Here is a 17,203-nt window from a genome sequence, read left to right as displayed (position 1 = left end):
CTCGGCGACGGCCAGGAAGTCTCGGTCTCCGGCACGCTCGCCGGCCCCAAGCACCACCAGAAGATCGTCGCCGTCGGCGAGTACGACGTGGACCTGGCACTCGCCGACCACATGGTCGTCCTCAACTACACCGACCGTCCCGGTGTCGTCGGCACGCTCGGCCGGATCCTCGGTGAGGCGGGGATCAACATCGCCGGTATGCAGGTCGCCCGTGCGGACGTCGGCGGTGACGCTCTCGCTGTCCTGACGGTGGACGACACGGTGCCGCAGCCGGTCCTGACGGAGCTGGCGGAGGAAATCGGCGCGACGCAGGCCAGGTCCGTCAACCTGGTCTGACCCCGCCCCGTTCGTCCGCGGCCCCGGTGAGGGCTGGCCGCGCAGTTCCCCGCGCCCCTGAAAAGCGGGCTGCGCCCGGCTTTTCCCGCTCGCGCAGTTCCCCGCGCCCCCAGGTACCTGGGGGCGCGGGGAACTGCGCAATCTTTTCGGGGGTTCGGGGGCCTAACCTTCAGGCGCAGACCTTTTCCCGTTCGGGGGACTGCGGTCGGGGTGCGGGCACCTGGCGCAGGGTTACCGCCGCAAGGACCGCCGCGCCCAGCAGAAGCAGCGTGCCGGCGACCGCCGCTGCCTGCATACCGCTGGTGAAGGCCTCGCGGGCCGCGGCTGTCAGGGCCTCGCCCGCCCGCGAGGGCAACCGCTGAGCCTCGGCAAGCGCCGCCCCCAGCGTCTCGCGCGCCCCCGCCGGCGCGGAGGCCGGCATCTCGTGCCGGTACACCGCCGTCCCGATCGACCCCAGCAGCGCCATCCCCAGCGCACCCCCGAACTCCGCCCCGGTTTCCAGGACCGAGGACGCGGTCCCCGCCTGCCGAGCCGGCACGGTGCCCAGCGCCAGGTCCATCATCTGGGACATCACGGTGACGATGCCGGAGGCGATGACGCCCGCCGCCGCGAGCACCAGCCACATCGAGTCCGTACCGGCGAGCGTGAGCATCCCGTAGCCGCAGGCGGCGAGGACGAAGCCGCCGGCGACGACGTACGCCCGGTTCACCCCCCGCTGGACGAGTTGCGCGGCGACCGGAGCGGCGACGCCGACCAGCAGCGTGGGCAGCAGGGCCCACAGCGCGGCCTCCATGGAGCTCTTGCCGAGCACGGACTGGAGGTACTGCGTGGTGAAGTACGCCGACCCCATCATGGCGAACGACGACAGCAGGTTCAGTGAGACGGCGGGTGTGAAGCCCTGGCCGCGGAAGAGCGCGGGCGGGAGCATCGGTGACTCGGCGGTCCGCTGGCGGTGGACGAACAGTGCGGCGAAGAGCAGGCCGACGGTCACCGAGACGACGTAACGGACGTTCCAGCCCTCGGAAGGGATCTCCTTGACGCCGTAGATCACCGGCAGGACGGCGGCCATGGACAGCGGCACGCTCAGCAGGTCGAAGCGGCCCGGTGACGGATTTCTGGACTCCGGGAGCAGGAACGGGCCGATGACCAGCAGCAGCGCCATCGCGGGCAGGTTCACCAGGAACACCGAGCCCCACCAGAAGTGCTCGACGAGGACGCCGCTCATCACCGAGCCGAGTGCGACACCGCCCGTCATCACCGCGGACCACATGCCGATCGCCTTGGAGCGCTGGCCCGGGTCCGTGAAGAGGGTGCGGATCATCGCCAGGGTGGACGGCATCAGGGTCGCGCCGCCGATACCGAGTACCGCGCGGGCCGCGATCAGTGTCTCGGGGCTGTTCGCGTACGCGGCGACCAGCGAGGCGGCGCCGAAGGCCGCGGCGCCGATCAGGAGCAGTTTGCGTCGGCCGACGCGGTCACCGACCGAGCCCATGGTCATCAGCAGGCCGGCGAGCACGAAGGCGTACATGTCGAAGATCCACAGCTGCTGGGTGCCGCTCGGCTCCAGGTCCGCGCTGATCTGGGGAATCGCGAAGTAGAGGACGGAGACGTCCATGGACACCAGGAGCAGCGGCAGCATCAGGACCCCGAGCGCGGTCCATTCGCGGCGGCCGGCGCGGGGTCCGCCAGGCGGTGCGGTATCGGTTTCCGGGCTCGTCGGGTGCTGTGGGTTCGTCATGCCCAGGACTGTACGGGCGTATAAAACACGTGTCTAGTACGCTCGTATAAAACGTGCGTCTGGGACGGTTGTCTGTCCCGGAGGTAGGGTGACCGGCATGGGACACCGTGAGGATCTGCTTCGAGGCGCCAAGCGCTGCCTGCTGGAAAAGGGCTTCGCCCGGACGACCGCGCGCGACATCGTCAAGGAGTCGGGGACGAATCTGGCGTCCATCGGCTACCACTACGGGTCGAAGGACACGCTGCTCGCGGAGGCGTACATCTCCATCGTCGAGACGGTCTCCGACGACTTCGACGGTGCGGAGGAGCAGCGGAGGGCGGCCGGTTCCGAGCCGGGTTCGCTGGAGCGGTTCCACGAGGTCTGGAAGAACGTCATCGCGACCATGCGTACACCCGGTTCGCCCTGGCATCTCAGCATGGAGATCGTGGCCATGGGTGACAAGCTGCCCGGGGTGCGCGCCCACCTCGCGAAGGCTCAGCGCGAAGGGGCGCGCGGCATCATTCCGATGCTGATGGGCGGCCAGGAGGAGGACGTGTCCGAGGACGACGTCGACACCCTGGGCAAGTTCTACATGACCCTGATGATGGGGCTCATCGCCCAGTGGACCTTCGACCCCGAGACCGCGACCGACGCCGGTGAACTCACCGCGGGCCTGCGGAAGGTCATCGAGGCGACGGGCGGGAAGGTGCCGGGGGTGACGGGGGAGACGGCGGCCTGACGGTGATCCGGCCGCCGTCGCGCGTCCTGGCGCGCTTCTGAACGGCGGCCGACCCCGCCCCCATGGCCAAATCTCGCCGGTACGGCGGCGAGTTTTCGGCTGGTGACGTGTACACGCCGACCCGACTATGTGGTGCACGTGTGTTCGGTGTGTGTTTTCTGTGCGTGAACAGCCCTCTGTGGTACCCGCTGTGACACCCACCGGATCTTTCCGGAACAGCGCAACCTGCCGAATTAGCCGCTGCTGAAGGGTCGGGCCGCATCATGGCCGGTCGGGTGTGGGGACGTAGACGTTTTCTTCCGCTGTTACTGGGGTTCGCCCTGCTCGTGTCGCTGCTGTCCGGCAGCGTGTGGCGGGCCGGCGAACCAGTACCCGCGGCGAATGTGCAGCCCCTGGGCGGCTGCGTACCGGGGTCGGAGGCGTCGGCGAAGGGGCCGATCGCCGCGGAATCCGCCCCGGTGACCAAGGAGTGGGTCGTCCCGGGCGCCGGGGTGATCAAGAGCGTCGCGCGCGACGGCGCCGAAGTGGCGCTGGCGCCGGAGGCGGTGGACCGGCCGACGGAGATCGGTGTCCAGCCGCTGACCGAGAGCAGCATGCCGAGCCTCGGCTCCGGCATGGACAACGTGACCGAGGGCCCGAGCGGTTTCCGGTTCACGCCGACCCCGCACACCTTCGACACCGATGTCACGGTGACACTCCCGTACGACCCCGACGCGGTGAAGACGGCGGGGCTCACGCCCGAGGATGTGCGGACGTTCTACTTCGACGAGGCGGCCGACTGCTGGCAGCCGCTGGAGCGGGTCAGGGTCGACCAGGACCTGCACGTCGTCGTCTCGCTCACCGATCACTTCACCGACATGGTGAACGCCACCGTCGTCGCCCCCGAGGGCCCCGAACAGGTCAGCCACGACCCCAACCGGATCAAGGGCATCCAGGCCGCCGACCCCGGCTCCGGCATCAACCAGATCGCCGCCCCGGCCGCCAACAACCAGGGCGACGCCCGGCTCTCGTACCCGCTGGAGCTTCCGGCGGGACGGGCCGGGCTCACTCCTTCGCTCTCCGTCGGCTACTCCTCGGCCGGCACCGACAGCTGGCTGGGCAGCGGCTGGGAACTCACGACACCGTCGGTCTCCGTCGAAACCCGCTGGGGTGTGCCGCGCTACGACGCGGCGAAGGAGACCGAGACGTACGTACTGGGTGGCGAACAGCTCACCCCGATCGCACACCGCACCGCACCGCGGCCCCGTAGCGAGGGCGACAGGGTCTTCCACACCCGGGTCGAGGGCGGCTTCGCCCGCATCGTCCGCACCGGCGACTCACCGAAGTCGTACGGCTGGGAGGTGACCGACAAGTCCGGGATCCGCTCCGTCTACGGCGGTGAGGGAGCCGTGCTCACCGACGACGAGGGCAGCATCTTCTCGTGGGCGCTGCGCGAGGTGCGCGACCCGCACGGCAACACGGTGCGCTACAGCTACACATCGGTCGAGGACGCGGGCGTGACGGGCGGTACGGTCGCCGGCCGCGAACTGTACGTGAAGAAGATCGCCTACACCGGGCGCGGGGACACCGACGGCCCCTACACGGTGACCTTCGTCCGTGACCGCGAGCTGGACGAGACGCGCCGCCCGGATGTCTCCATCGACGCGCGCGGCGGCTTCAAGCGGGTGACCGCGGACCTGCTGCGCCGCGTCGAGGTGCGCTACCGCGACGAGTTCGTCCGCGGTTACGAACTCGCCTACCGCGAAGGCGCGTTCCACAAGACACTGCTGAAGTCGGTCGCACAGCTCGACGCGGCGGGCAAGGTGTTCAACGAGCACGAGTTCTCCTACTACGACGACATCCGCGACGCCGACGGCGTGTACGACGCGTTCGCGAAGGTCGACTGGTCCTCGCCGGACGACAACGTGCGCAACGGCCGGGTCGACGGCGTGCGTTCGGGCGCGGGCGAGGCCGGAGCCCTCAACGGCAACACCTCCACCGGCGCGGGCGGCCACCTGTACGTCGGCTTCGGCACGAACCCCCGCAAGAGCGGCTCCGCGGGGGTCAAGGCGGGCTACAACCGGTCCACCGACGAGGGGCTGCTGGCCCTGGTGGACGTCGACGGCGACAGCCTCCCGGACAAGGTCTTCGAGCGCGGCGACGGTCATGTCTTCCGCAAGAACCTCTCCCGCCCCGGCGGAGAGCCGAAGTTCGCCGGGACCACGACCCCCCTGCACAACCTGCCGGGCATCTTCCGCGAGTCCTCCAGCAGCCGCACCGCCGGTATCGAGAGCTATCTGGCGGGCGCCCAGCAACTCGACCACGTCAGCACCGTCTCGACCACCCAGCGGTACTTCGCCGACGCCAACGCCGACGGTGTGGTGGACCTCGTCAACGGCTCCGCCGTGCTGTTCGGCCGGGTCGGCACGAACGGCGAGGTGACCTACGGGTCCGCCGCCGACACCCCCGCGCCGATCGGTACGGGCGCCGCCGACGTGGCGGGAGCCCTTCCCGACCTGACCGCCGAACGGGAACGCCGTATCGCCTCCTTCCCGCTGGTGGACTCGGTGCGCCGGTGGACCGCCCCGTACGACGGGACCGTGGCCGTCACCGGCACCGTAACCCTGGACGAGGTCGACGGCCCGCTGCCCGAGTTCGCCGAACCCGACGGCGTCCGGGTCGCCGTGCAGCACGAGGACCGGGAGCTGTGGTCGGCCCGCGTCCAGGAGGACGACTACGCGCCGCGCACCCCCGAGGGCGTCGACGCCATCGAGGTGGAGCGGGGCGACCAGCTGTACTTCCGGGTCGGCTCGGTCTTCGACGGTTCCGCCGACCAGGTCGCCTGGAACCCGGCGATCACGTACACCGGGTTCGAGGCGAGCGATGCCAACGGCCTGCCCCTGCACTCCTACAAGGCGTCCGAGGACTTCACCCTCGCCGGGCGCGCCGGAAGCGTCGACGTGCCGACGGCCGGCACCCTGCGCCTGACCGGCGACCTGAAGAAGACGGCGGCGACCACCGACGACATCACCGTCCAGGTCACCCGGGACGGTGACCCCGTGGTCGAGCGGACCATCGACGCCGCGGAGACCGGCACTTTCGGTATCGACACGTCGGTCCAGGTCACAAAGGGACAGAAACTGTCCTGGCGGATCAGGACGGACTCGCCGGTCGACGTCACCCGACTGGAATGGGCGCCGCAGGCCGAGTACACCTCGGGCGCGGAAGGAGAATCGAGGTTCAGCCCGCCCTACGACATCGACACCTACGCGACCGGCGGAGAGGCGCAGCGCGTGTACACCGCCCCCGGCGGCACGTTCACCGTCACTCCACGCGTCGAGGGAACCTCCGGCACCGCGGTCTTCACGGTCAAGAAGCGCGGCGCGCTGCTGGCGAAGAAGACCGTGGAGCCGGGCGGCGAGCCGCCGTCGGTCCAGGTCGAAGCGGACGCGGGCGAGGCGCTGTACTTCGACGTCACCGGCTCCGGGGTCACCGGGGCGGAGGTGGTCGTGGGCGACGACACGGTCGCCGCGACCGTACACACCCGTGTCGCCGAGGGCGCCTTCGCCCGCCCGTACCGCGGCTGGTCCGCGGTCGGCTACAACGGCAAGGGCGACCGGGCCGGGCAGCCCATCGAGCAGGACCTCCTGAGCGGGGAGTCCATTCCCTCGGGACTGCCCGACGACGTGGACCCGGACCGGGACCTGGAGGACTTCGAGAAGGACCCGCGCATCACCCCGCCCGACGTGGTGCCGTTCACCCCCGACCCGGAGCGGGGCCGCTGGGCCTCGGGCGACGTCTGGGTGGCGGCCGGCCGGGTCGCCGGTTCACGCTACGGCGGCCAGACCATCGGCCTGCCCACCGCCGGCTCCCTCGCCTCCGTGCAGGCGGTGCCCCGGATCTCCGAGTCGGAGCAGATCTCGCTGACCGGCTCGCTCGGCGGCGGTGTCGGCGGCAGCATCGCCCGCGGTACCTCGCAGAGCGTCCTCGACTACCTCGACCTGAACGGCGACGGTTATCCCGACGTCGTCGGCGCCGGCGGTGTGCAGTACACCGACCCGACCGGCGTGCTCGGCGCCACCAGGGGCGACGTCCCCGGCGGAGCGGTGCGCGAGTCGGAGAACGTCACCGGCAACGCCAACGCGGGCAGCGCCGCCCGCACCATCACCACCGGCCGGGGCCACGCCGCCCCGCCCGCCTCGGGCACCGCCAACACCGCCACGTCCGGCAACGACATGCCCCCGCTGGGCGTCGGCGGCAACCTCGGCACCGGGAAGTCCGACGGCCGCTTCGACCTGCTCGACATCAACGGCGACAGCCTGCCCGACCGTGTCTACGAGGACGGCCGCGCCGCCCTCAACCTCGGATACCGCTTCGCCGCCGCCGAACCCTGGCCCGGCGGAAAGATCAACGAGGGCACCAGCTCCAGCTCGGGCCTCAACATCGGCTTCGAGACCGACTTCTACGGCTTCGGCGGCGGCGCCTCCTTCGACCAGACCTCGACGTCCACCAAGAACTCCCTGGTCGACGTCAACGGCGACGGCCGCGCCGACCGCGTCCTGGCGGGCGAGCCGATCAGGGTCGCCCTCAACACCGGCTCCGGCTTCGCCGCCCCGGTGCCCTTCAACGGCAGCCTCGACGGGATCAACGAGGACTCCAACGCCCGACTCGGCGGCGGCGCCTACTTCACCGTCTCCTTCTGCGCGCTGTTCGTGACCGGCTGCGTCATCACCAACCCGGGCGCCAACGTCTCCACCGGCGCCTCGCGCGCCGAGCAGATGCTGCGCGACATCGACGGTGACGGGTTCGCCGACCACCTCGCCTCCACGAAGGACAGCGAGCTGACCGTCGCCGCCAACCGCACCGGCCGCACCAACCTCCTCAAGTCCGTCGCCCGGCCGCTGGGTTCGCGCATCGACCTCGACTACACACGCGACGGAAACACCTACGACCAGCCCGGCACGCGCTGGCTCCTGAGCGGCGCGAAGGTCCACGACAACCTGCCCGGCGACGGCCCCGACACCCAGTCGCTCGCCTTCACCTACCGGGACGGCGTGTACGACCGGCTGGAGCGCGAGTTCCGCGGCTACGGCACCGTCGCCACCCACCAGGACGGGCAGCGCACCGCCACCACGGAGTACGAGACCGGCAGCCATTACACGCGCGGCCTGGTCGGACGCCAGACGGTGGCGGACAGTTCGGGTGCCCTGTTCACCGAGACGCTGAACACCTACACCCTGCTGGACGTCGCCACCGGCGAGCCCTCCGGTGGCGGCTCCACCGGTGCCACGCTCTTCCCGCAGCTCAGGAAGACGGAGTCGCGCTGGTACGAGGGCGAGGCGGAACCCGGCAAGAGCACGTCGAGCGCGATCTCGTACGACGATCTCGGCAATGTCGTCCGCACGGTCGACTACGGCGAGCCGGGTGCCCTCGACGACGTGGAGACGAGGACCCGCTACACGGAGTGCGCCGACGCCCACATCGTCGGTGTCGCGCGTGCGGTGGAGGTGTACGGCGGCGGCAAGAGGATGCGCTCGCGCGAGTCGGAGGTGGACTGCGCGACGGGTGACGTCACCTGCCACACGGCCCGCCTGGCCGACGGCACCGGGGCGGTCACCGACCTGGAGTACTACGACACCGGCATCCTGAAGGCGGTGCGGCAACCGGAGAACCACCGGGGCGAGCGCTTCCGGCTGGAGTACGAGTACGACGGTCCGACGGGCTCGTACGTGACGAGGACGAAGGACAGCTTCGGCTACCGCTCGACGGCGGAGTACGACCTTCGGTTCGGCGTGCAGACCGAGTCCACGGACATCAACGACCAGAAGGTGTCGTCCACCTACGACCAGGTCGGCCGGGTCACCTCGGTGACCGGCCCGCACGACCGCAAGGCGGACCGCCCGACGATCGCCTTCGAGTACAGCCCCGGGGCCGAGGTCCCGTTCGCGGTCACCCGTCATCTGGACCGCGACGCGAACGGCAGGGTGAAGGACGACACGATCGACACCGTCACCTTCGTCGACGGTCTGGGCCGCGTCGTCCAGACGAAGAAGGACGCGGAGGTCGCGGGCAAGGACGTGATGACGGTCTCCGGCCGCACCGTCTACGACGCGCTGGGCCGGGCGGTGAAGCAGTACTACCCGGTCACCGAGCCGAAGGGCGACGCGAACACGGCCTACAACACGGCCGTCGACACGGTCCGCCCGACCACGGTCACCTACGACGTCATGGACCGGCCGCTGCGCACGGAGCTGCCGGACCGCACGGTCACCTCCCTGGCGTACGGCTTCGGCAAGGACCGGTCCGGCGAGAGCCGGTTCGAGACGGTGGCGACCGACGCGAAGGAGAACCGGACCCGCGCCTACCTGGACGTACGGCAGCAGAAGACCGCCGTACGGGAACCGGGCGCGAAGGCGGCCGACGCGCCCGTCTGGACGTCGTACGGGTACGACGCCCTGGGCCAGTTGACGAAGGTCGGGGACGACAAGAACAACACGACGAAGAGTGAGTACGACGACTTCGGCCGTCGTACGGCCGTCGACAGCCCGGACACGGGCCGCACCACGACGGTCTACGACCCGGCGGGCAACGTGATCCGCACGATCACGGCGGACCTGGCCAAGAAGCACAAGGCGATCGAGTACAAGTACGACTTCAACCGGCTGGAAGAGGTGAAGTACCCGGTCTTCAAGGACAACGACGTCCGTTACACGTACGGCGGTCCGGACGCCGGGCACAACGCCGTCGGCCGGGTGACGAAGATCGAGGACGCCGCGGGAGTGGTGAAGCGGGAGTACGGCCCCCTCGGTGAGGTCGTCGAAGAGACCCGCACCCTGCCGGGCCCCCTCCACACCACCAGCGTCTTCACGACGGGCTACCGCTACGACAGCTTCGGCAGGGTCCTGTCGCTGACGTACCCCGACGGCGAGGAACTGGCCTACACCTACGACAGCGGAGGCCAGGTCACCGCGGCGACGGGGACCAAGAAGCACTACAGCTACGACTATCTGAAGTCCCTGGACTACGACAAGTTCGGGCAGCGCACCCGAGTGGAGCTGGGCAACGGCACCGCGACGACGTACACGTACGGCGCCGAGGACCGCCGTCTGGCGACGCTCGACTCGACACTGCCGAAGGGCGATTCCTTCCAGAACCTGACCTACACGTACGACGCGGTGGGCAACCTCACCCGTCAGGAGAACGCGGCCGAACCCGCCACGAACAGCTCGGAGCCGGGCGGTCCGACCGTCCAGAGCTACGAGTACGACAACCTGTACCGCCTGACGAAGGCGACCGGTTCGTACGCCGTGGCGAAGAAGACGACCGACACGTACACGATGTCGACCACGTACGACACCATCCACAACATCACCGGCAAGTCCCAGCGCCACGCGATCGTGCTCGGTGACCCCGACAGCGGCTATGAGCACGTGCAGAAGGCCACGACCTATACGCACGGCTACGCGTACAAGGGCGCGAGCCCGCACGCTCCCTCACGGGTGGGCGCCGAGTCCCTGTCGTACGACGCCGACGGCAACCAGATCGACAGCGAGTCCGACACCCTCGGCCACCCGCGCCGGCAGCAGGTCTGGGACGAGGACAACCGGCTGGCGTGCGTCCACGAACTGTGGAAGTTCGAGACGGTGGACCAGGAACCGTCGTCCTGCGACAAGCTGCCGACGGTCCGCTTCACGTACGACGCGGACGGCGAGCGGGTCGTCAAGGACGGCGCGCAGACGACCCTCTACCCGAACCAGAACTACACGGCGCGGGGGCTGCAGGAGTTCAAGCACGTCTTCATCGGCACGACGCGCATCGCGACGAAGACCGCGAAGCCGCTCGGGTTGTACGAGAAGGACCAGTTCTACTACCACGCCGACCAGTTGGGCTCGACCTCGTTCGGTACGGACGACAAGGGCCGGATCACGGAGCACCTCGACCACTTCCCGTCGGGGGAGGTCTGGGTCGACGAGAACAGGGGGGCGGACAACCCGTACGGGTTCACCGGCAAGGAGCTGGACAAGGAGACGGGCTACACGTACCACGGCGACCGCTACTACGACGCGCGGTCGGGCCTGTGGCAGTCCGCCGATCCGGAGCTCGGGAACTACCTGGGCGGCACGCCGAACGGCGGCGTGTACACCCCGGCGAACCTCTCCTCCTACGCGTACGGGGCCAACAACCCCCTGAAGTTCACCGACAGCTCGGGCGGCTACCTGGATCTGATCATCGAGGCCGCCAGCATCGGGGTGGGGGTGGTGAGCGCCGTCAGCAACGTCCGGGAGGGCAACTACTGGACCGCCGCGGGGGACGCGGCGGGTGTGATGGCCGACGTGGCCCTGGCCTTCGTACCGGGTGTCCCCGGCGGCGTGGGGCTGACCCGGCAGGCCGCCACCAAGGGCGGGGACGTGGTCGGGGCGGTCGCGACCAGGGTCGACGACATCAGGGACGCGGCGAAGGCGGGCAAGGGGACGGCCGCCAAGGCGGACGAGCTGGCCGACGCCTCGAAGGCGGCCCCGCCCTCGCCGTGCCCGGTGAACAGCTTCGTGCCCGGCACGGAGGTCGAGCTGGCCGACGGCTCCGCCAAACCGATCGAAGAGGTCGAGACCGGCGATCTGGTCCTGGCCACGGACCCGGAGACCGGCCGCACGGAGGCCAGGCCCGTCACCCATCTGATCACCGGCCAGGGCGAGAAGGACCTGGTGAAGATCACGCTCGACGTGGACGGCGACAACGGCGACCGGACGGACTCGGTCACCGCGACCGACGAACACCCCTTCTGGGTCGAGGACCTGGGGCGCTGGCTCGACGCCGAGGACCTGAGGTCCGGGATGTGGGTCCGCACCGGCGCGGGCACCCACGTCCAGATCACCGCCGTCGAGCCGTGGACGGCCCGGCACCAGCAGGTGCACAACCTCACGGTCGCGGACCTGCACACCTACTACGTGCGGGCGGGCGACACCCCGGTCCTCGTCCACAACACCAACTGCGGCGACGGCGTCGTCGACACCCTGCGCGCGGAGGCGGACAAGGCCGCCGACCTGTCCAACTCGCAGCGTCCGCAGACGATCGAGGCGCTCCAGCCCCCTGGGAAGGAGACCGTCGTCGGCTACAGCGACGGGGGCGCGGGTACGCGACGGGTGCACGAGGACCTCAAGAAGATCATCGACCCGATCCCGCTGGACAAGCGGGGCAACAACCACGGGGGCTGCGGTCTCCTCGACTGCCTGACGAAGACACTGGACGCCGGCATCGATCCGACCGGAGCCGACGCCGGAGCCGTCCTCGGGCGCTCCCGAGGGAACAAGGGATTCCAGAAGCTCATAGGTCCGTGCGACAGTTGCAAGCCGCTCGTGGAGCACTTCAAGCTCAACTGGAAGTGGGAATGATGGCCCGTTTCTCCCCGGGGACGGAGCAGAGACTCCGGGACGCCGGCTGGGTGCCGGACCGCCGCGTCGACCTCACCCGATGGAGGGCGTCGCTGTCGGAGTTCACCTGGCACGAGGCGGCGGAGAAGTTCCTGCGGGAGTTCGGCGGGATCCGGGTGGAGCTCGACGGCCCCGGCGTCACACGCGCGCTGGAACCGTTCGAGCTGGACCCGGAGCTGGCCGTCGGAGAGGCCGGCAGGTTCGCGGAACTCTCCGAACGGTTCGGCCGCCATTTCTTCCCCGTGGGAGAGGTGGGGCAGGGCGAGTTCTTCCTGGCGATCGACGAGGAGGGTGTCGTGCACCTCCTGGCGGCCTGGGTACTGAGGTGCGGCCCGAGCGATCTGGCCCTGGAGCGGCTGATCACCGGAGTGGCACCGGAAAGACTCGTTCCGGTCGACGGGAGCCCACCGTGATCACGTCGGCCGCCGGGCCCGTGGCCGGTGGCGTCACCTCCGTCACAGTCGCGCCGCCTTGAGTGACATGTGCAGCAGCAGCCGGTCCTCGCCGTCGGCCAGGTCAAGGCCCGTGAGCTGTTCGACGCGGGACAGACGGTAGTAGAGGGTCTGGCGGTGGATGCCGAGCTCCGCCGCGGCGCGGCCGGCCTGGCCCGCACGGTCGAGGAACACCTCGGCGGTGCGGGCCAGTTCGCGATGGGCGGGAGTGAGCAGCGGGCGCACCGCCGGGTCGTCGGCGACGGTCGGGGCCATCGACGACAGCAGGCGGTACGGGCCGATCGACGACCAGTGCGCGACCGGGCCGAGCCGGGGTTCGGCCAGGGCCGCGCGGGCGGCGGCGGAGGCCTCCTGCCAGGCGGCGGGGAGGTCGGCGAGACCGGTGCGGGGGGCGGCGATCCCGGCGGCGATCCCGGCCGTGACTCCAGCCGGGACCCCAGCTGTGACTCCGGGCGCGATCCCGGGCGCGATCCGGGGCGCGATCCGGCTCCGCCCCGGCGCGGCCCCGCTCACGCCGCTCACGCCCGTCACCTCGTGCACCTGCCGACCGGGCGGGCCGGACCCCCGTACCTCCTCGGCCCTCTCCAGGAGGCGGGTGGCAGCCGTCGTCGCCGGGGTGAGGACCTCGGGGGAGCGCAGCCGGACCAGCAGGGCCAGGCCCTGGTCGTCGGTGTTCCAGGGGAGCGCGCACAGCGCGGTCGCGCCGGGGATCGTGCGGACGGAAGGGGCGTCGTCGGCGTCGGCCGAGGGCCAGGCGGCCACGCAGAGCACGGTGTGCGGGCCCTCGCCGCGCGGGCCGAGGGCCGTCCGAAGTTCCGTCACCGCCAGCTCCCGCTGCCAGCCGCTGCCCGCGGTGAGCACGGCACGCAGTTCGCGGCTGAGGTCGGCGCCCGCCTGTGCCTCGTCGGCGAGCAGGGCGCCGATGCGCGGGGTCACCTCCATGGCCGCCGCGAGCTGCCGGTCGGTGGGGCCCGGCTCGTCCGCCAGGAGCCACACATAGCCGAGGGCGACACCCCGATGGCGTACCGGCAGGCAGACGCGGCCCCGGTGGACGCCCGCCTCCGGGGTCGGCGGGATCCGGACCGGGCCGGTCGCCCGCGCGATGCCGAAACTCTCGAACCAGGTGCGGACCGCCGCCGTGGAGCGGCGCGTGAGGATCGAGCGGGCGCGCACCGGGTCCAGCGCGGAGGCGTCCAGCTCGCCCTCGCTGTCGTACGCGCCGAAGGCGATCAGCTCGAAGTCGCGGTTCTCCAGCGTCGCGGGGGCGCCGAGAAGCTCCGAGATCTCGTCGACCAGGTCTTGATAGTCACCCTTGAATTCGGCCGTCACCTGGGCATTGTGCCTCGATTCCGGCCACCTTCATACATCTGTCTGAGATCGGTGACACGGATGCGTGACAGCTGTCGATGGCTGACGATCGGGGGAATCCCTAGGTTTCACGGTGGTTCTCCGTCTACCGGCTTTCTGTGGAGGTGCCCCGTGCTGGGTCCCGTGATTCTCGCCGCCTCGCGCAGCGACCGGATGCGTCGTCTCGTCTCGGCGGCCCCGGTGACCAGGCCGGTCGTCGACCGCTTCATCCCGGGCGAGAGCGTCGACCAGATCGTGCCGATCATCCAGGACCTCACGGCCAAGGGCCTGGAGCTGACCATGGATGTCGTCGGCGAGGACATCACCACCCCCGAGCAGGCCGCCGCCGCCCGTGACGCCTACCTGGAGCTGATCGGCCGCCTCGCGGAACTCGACCTCGGGACGCGCGCCGAGATGTCGGTCAAGCTGTCCATGTTCGGACAGGCGCTGGACGGCGGGCACGAGCTGGCGCTGGCCAACGTCCGCCCGGTCGTCGAGGCCGCCGCCGCCATCGGCACGACCGTCACGCTCGACGCCGAGGACCACACCACCCTCGACTCGATGTTCGCCATCCACGAGGAACTCCGCAAGGACTTCCCGGAGACCGGCTGCGTCATCCAGGCCTACCTCTTCCGCACCGAGGCCGACGCCCGCCGCCTCGCCGCGAACGGCAGCCGCGTACGGCTCGTGAAGGGCGCCTACAAGGAGCCCGCCGAGGTCGCGTACCTGCAGAAGCCGGAGATCGACAAGGCGTACGTACGGGTCCTGCGCATCCTCATGGAGGGCGACGGCTACCCGATGATCGGCTCCCACGACCCGCGCCTGATCTCCATCGCGCAGGAACTGGGACGGCGCGCCGGCCGCAAGATCGACGAGTACGAGTTCCAGATGCTGTACGGGATCAGGAGCGAAGAGCACCTGCGGCTCGCCGCCGAGGGCCACCGCATGCGGGTCTACACCGCCTACGGCACGGACTGGTACGGCTACTTCATGCGGCGCCTGGCGGAGAAGCCGGCCAACCTGCTCTTCTTCGCCCGGTCCGTCCTCAGCAAGGACTGACACGGGCGCCGAGCTCCAGGACTTCAGCACCCCAGGACCTCAGCAAGAGGGCCGCCACCGCGGGCCCGAGCCCCGAAACACCCGCTCATCAAGGAGTACGGAACCCATGGACGCAGTGACCCAGGTCCCCACGCCCGTCAACGAGCCGGTGCACGGCTACGCCCCCGGCACGCCCGAGCGCGCCCGCCTGGAGGCGAAGCTCAAGGAGCTGGCCGAGAACCCCATCGACCTGCCGATGACCATCGGCGGCGAGAAGCGGATGGGCGGCGGCGCGCGCTTCGACGTCGTGCAGCCGCACAACCACAAGGCGCGCCTCGGCACCTACGCCAACGCCACGAAGCAGGACGCCCAGGACGCCGTCGACGCGGCCCTCGCCGCCGCGCCCGCCTGGCGCGCGATGTCCTTCGACGACCGCGCCGCGATCATCCTGCGCGCCGCCGAACTCCTGTCGGGCCCGTGGCGCGAGACCCTCGCCGCCTCCACGATGCTCGGCCAGTCCAAGACGGCCCAGCAGGCGGAGATCGACTGTCCCTGCGAACTGGTCGACTTCTGGCGCTTCAACGTCAAGTACGCCCGTGACCTGCTCGCCGAGCAGCCCCCGGCGAACTCGCCCGGCGTGTGGAACCGCCTCGACCACCGCCCGCTCGAAGGCTTCGTCTACGCGATCACGCCGTTCAACTTCACGGCCATCGCGGGCAACCTGCCCACCGCCCCCGCGCTCATGGGCAACGTCGTCGTGTGGAAGCCGTCCCCGACGCAGACCCACGCCGCCGTGCTGCTCATGCAGCTCCTGGAGGAGGCGGGCCTGCCCAAGGGCGTCATCAACCTCGTCACCGGCGACGGCATCGAGGTCTCCGGGGTCGCCCTGGAGCACCGCGACCTCGCGGGCGTGCACTTCACCGGCTCGACCAAGACCTTCCAGTACCTGTGGAAGACGGTCGGCAACAACATCGAGAAGTACCGCACCTACCCGCGCATGGTCGGCGAGACCGGCGGCAAGGACTTCGTCGTCGCGCACCCGAGCGCCGACCGCGCCGTCCTGAAGACCGCCCTGACCCGCGGCTCCTTCGAGTACCAGGGCCAGAAGTGCAGCGCCTCCTCGCGCGCCTACATCCCGGCCTCCATCTGGAACTCCGGCTTCAAGGAGGAGTTCGCGGCCGAGATCGACGGCATCACCATGGGTGACGTCACCGACCTGTCGAACTTCATCGGCGCCGTCATCGACGAGCGGTCCTTCGCCAAGAACAAGGCCGCGATCGACCGGGCCGCCGCGGACCCGACCTGCACGATCGTCGCGGGCGGCACCTACGACGACTCGGTGGGCTACTTCGTGCGCCCGACCGTCGTCGAGTGCTCCGACCCGGCCAACGAGGTCTTCACCACGGAGTACTTCGGCCCGTTCCTCGCCGTGCACGTCTACGACGACAGCTCTCCCGAGGGCTACGACGAGATGCTGGCCCAGATGGAGTCGGTCTCCGACTACGCGCTCACCGGCTCGGTCATCGCGGGCGACCGCGCCGCCGCCGCGCACACGATGGAGAAGCTGCGCTACGCCGCGGGCAACTTCTACATCAACGACAAGTCGACCGGCGCCGTCGTCGGCCAGCAGCCCTTCGGCGGCGGTCGCGCGTCCGGCACGAACGACAAGGCGGGCGCCCCGCAGAACCTGATGCGCTGGACGCTGACCCGCGCCATCAAGGAGACGCTGGTCGCCCCGACCGACTACCCGTACCCGCACATGGGCTGAGGCCCGCGGCTCGTACCTGAGCCGGATCCCGCCCCCCTCGGACCGGGACGCCCCCGCACACGGGCAGGCGTCCCCACCGAACCGCCCCCGCCCCGGAATCACCCCTCCGGGCCGGGGGCGGCCGTGCGCCTCCGGCGGTTCGGGTGGTTCGTCGGGCGCGGGCCGGCCGTGGCCGGGCGCGCAGTTCCCCGCGCCCCTTACGGGGCGCGTTTTCCCGTGCCCCTTACGGGGCGCAGGTCAGAGGGGTGGGGAGTGATCGGTCGTCTCAGATAGTAGGAAGTCCGACTAACTATGGAGACAGATGCGGAGTCCTCGCTTAGCTTTGAAGGAGCCGAACGTCTCGCTCGACCCAGCGAATGGCGGTCGTGAGCCGGAGCCCCTGGCAGGCAACCCCTGCGG

At 70.3% G+C, this 17,203-nt stretch carries 8 protein-coding genes; 6 read left to right on the top strand and 2 right to left on the bottom strand.

All coding sequences use genetic code 11. The features are described 5' to 3' along the window. Window positions 1-336: ACT domain-containing protein (locus C6Y14_RS40725; RefSeq protein ID WP_159074407.1), on the top strand; the 336-nt coding region annotated here is incomplete at its 5' end. Window positions 337-505: 169 nt separating this feature from the next. On the opposite strand, the gene C6Y14_RS40720 is transcribed toward C6Y14_RS40725, so the two are convergent. Beyond that, window positions 506-2,074: an MFS transporter gene (locus C6Y14_RS40720; RefSeq protein WP_107021971.1), complete on the bottom strand. Its 1,569-nt coding sequence runs from the start codon at window positions 2,072-2,074 to the stop codon at window positions 506-508. Between the two features lie 97 nt (window positions 2,075-2,171). Between C6Y14_RS40720 and C6Y14_RS40715 the strand changes: the two genes are divergently transcribed. From C6Y14_RS40715 to C6Y14_RS40705, 3 genes are all read left to right on the top strand, one after another. After that, the gene (locus C6Y14_RS40715) at window positions 2,172-2,792 is read left to right on the top strand and encodes a TetR/AcrR family transcriptional regulator (protein ID WP_107021977.1); all 621 of its coding nucleotides are present in this window, start codon (window positions 2,172-2,174) and stop codon (window positions 2,790-2,792) included. Between the two features lie 326 nt (window positions 2,793-3,118). Continuing rightward, entirely contained in the window at window positions 3,119-12,160 is a 9,042-nt protein-coding gene (locus tag C6Y14_RS40710; RefSeq protein WP_159074406.1) for a SpvB/TcaC N-terminal domain-containing protein, read from the top strand. After that, window positions 12,157-12,612 carry an SUKH-3 domain-containing protein gene (locus C6Y14_RS40705; RefSeq protein ID WP_107021969.1) on the top strand — a complete coding sequence of 152 codons (456 nt, stop codon included), beginning with the start codon at window positions 12,157-12,159 and terminating at the stop codon, window positions 12,610-12,612. The genes C6Y14_RS40710 and C6Y14_RS40705 overlap by 4 nt, the downstream gene beginning before the upstream one ends. A 42-nt stretch (window positions 12,613-12,654) precedes the next feature. Here the strand turns inward: C6Y14_RS40705 and C6Y14_RS40700 are convergent, their stop codons facing one another. Continuing rightward, on the bottom strand, window positions 12,655-13,980 hold the full coding sequence (locus tag C6Y14_RS40700) for a PucR family transcriptional regulator (RefSeq protein WP_107021968.1): 1,326 nt from the start codon (window positions 13,978-13,980) through the stop codon (window positions 12,655-12,657). A 150-nt stretch (window positions 13,981-14,130) separates the two neighbouring features. Here C6Y14_RS40700 and C6Y14_RS40695 point away from each other — a divergent pair, with 150 nt between their 5' ends. Then, complete coding sequence (locus tag C6Y14_RS40695; RefSeq protein ID WP_107021967.1) at window positions 14,131-15,057, top strand: proline dehydrogenase family protein; 927 nt, start codon at window positions 14,131-14,133, stop codon at window positions 15,055-15,057. Window positions 15,058-15,163: 106 nt separating this feature from the next. Next, window positions 15,164-16,804 (top strand): L-glutamate gamma-semialdehyde dehydrogenase, encoded by a 1,641-nt coding sequence (gene pruA, locus C6Y14_RS40690; RefSeq protein WP_107021966.1) that lies wholly within the window; start codon window positions 15,164-15,166, stop codon window positions 16,802-16,804. The last annotated feature ends 399 nt before the right edge of the window (window positions 16,805-17,203 follow it).

This window comes from Streptomyces dioscori (genome assembly GCF_003024195.1).
In the GTDB taxonomy this organism is placed as follows: domain Bacteria; phylum Actinomycetota; class Actinomycetes; order Streptomycetales; family Streptomycetaceae; genus Streptomyces; species Streptomyces dioscori.
Note: the sequence above shows the minus strand (reverse complement) of the source record. Positions and strands in the feature narration are given on the sequence as shown.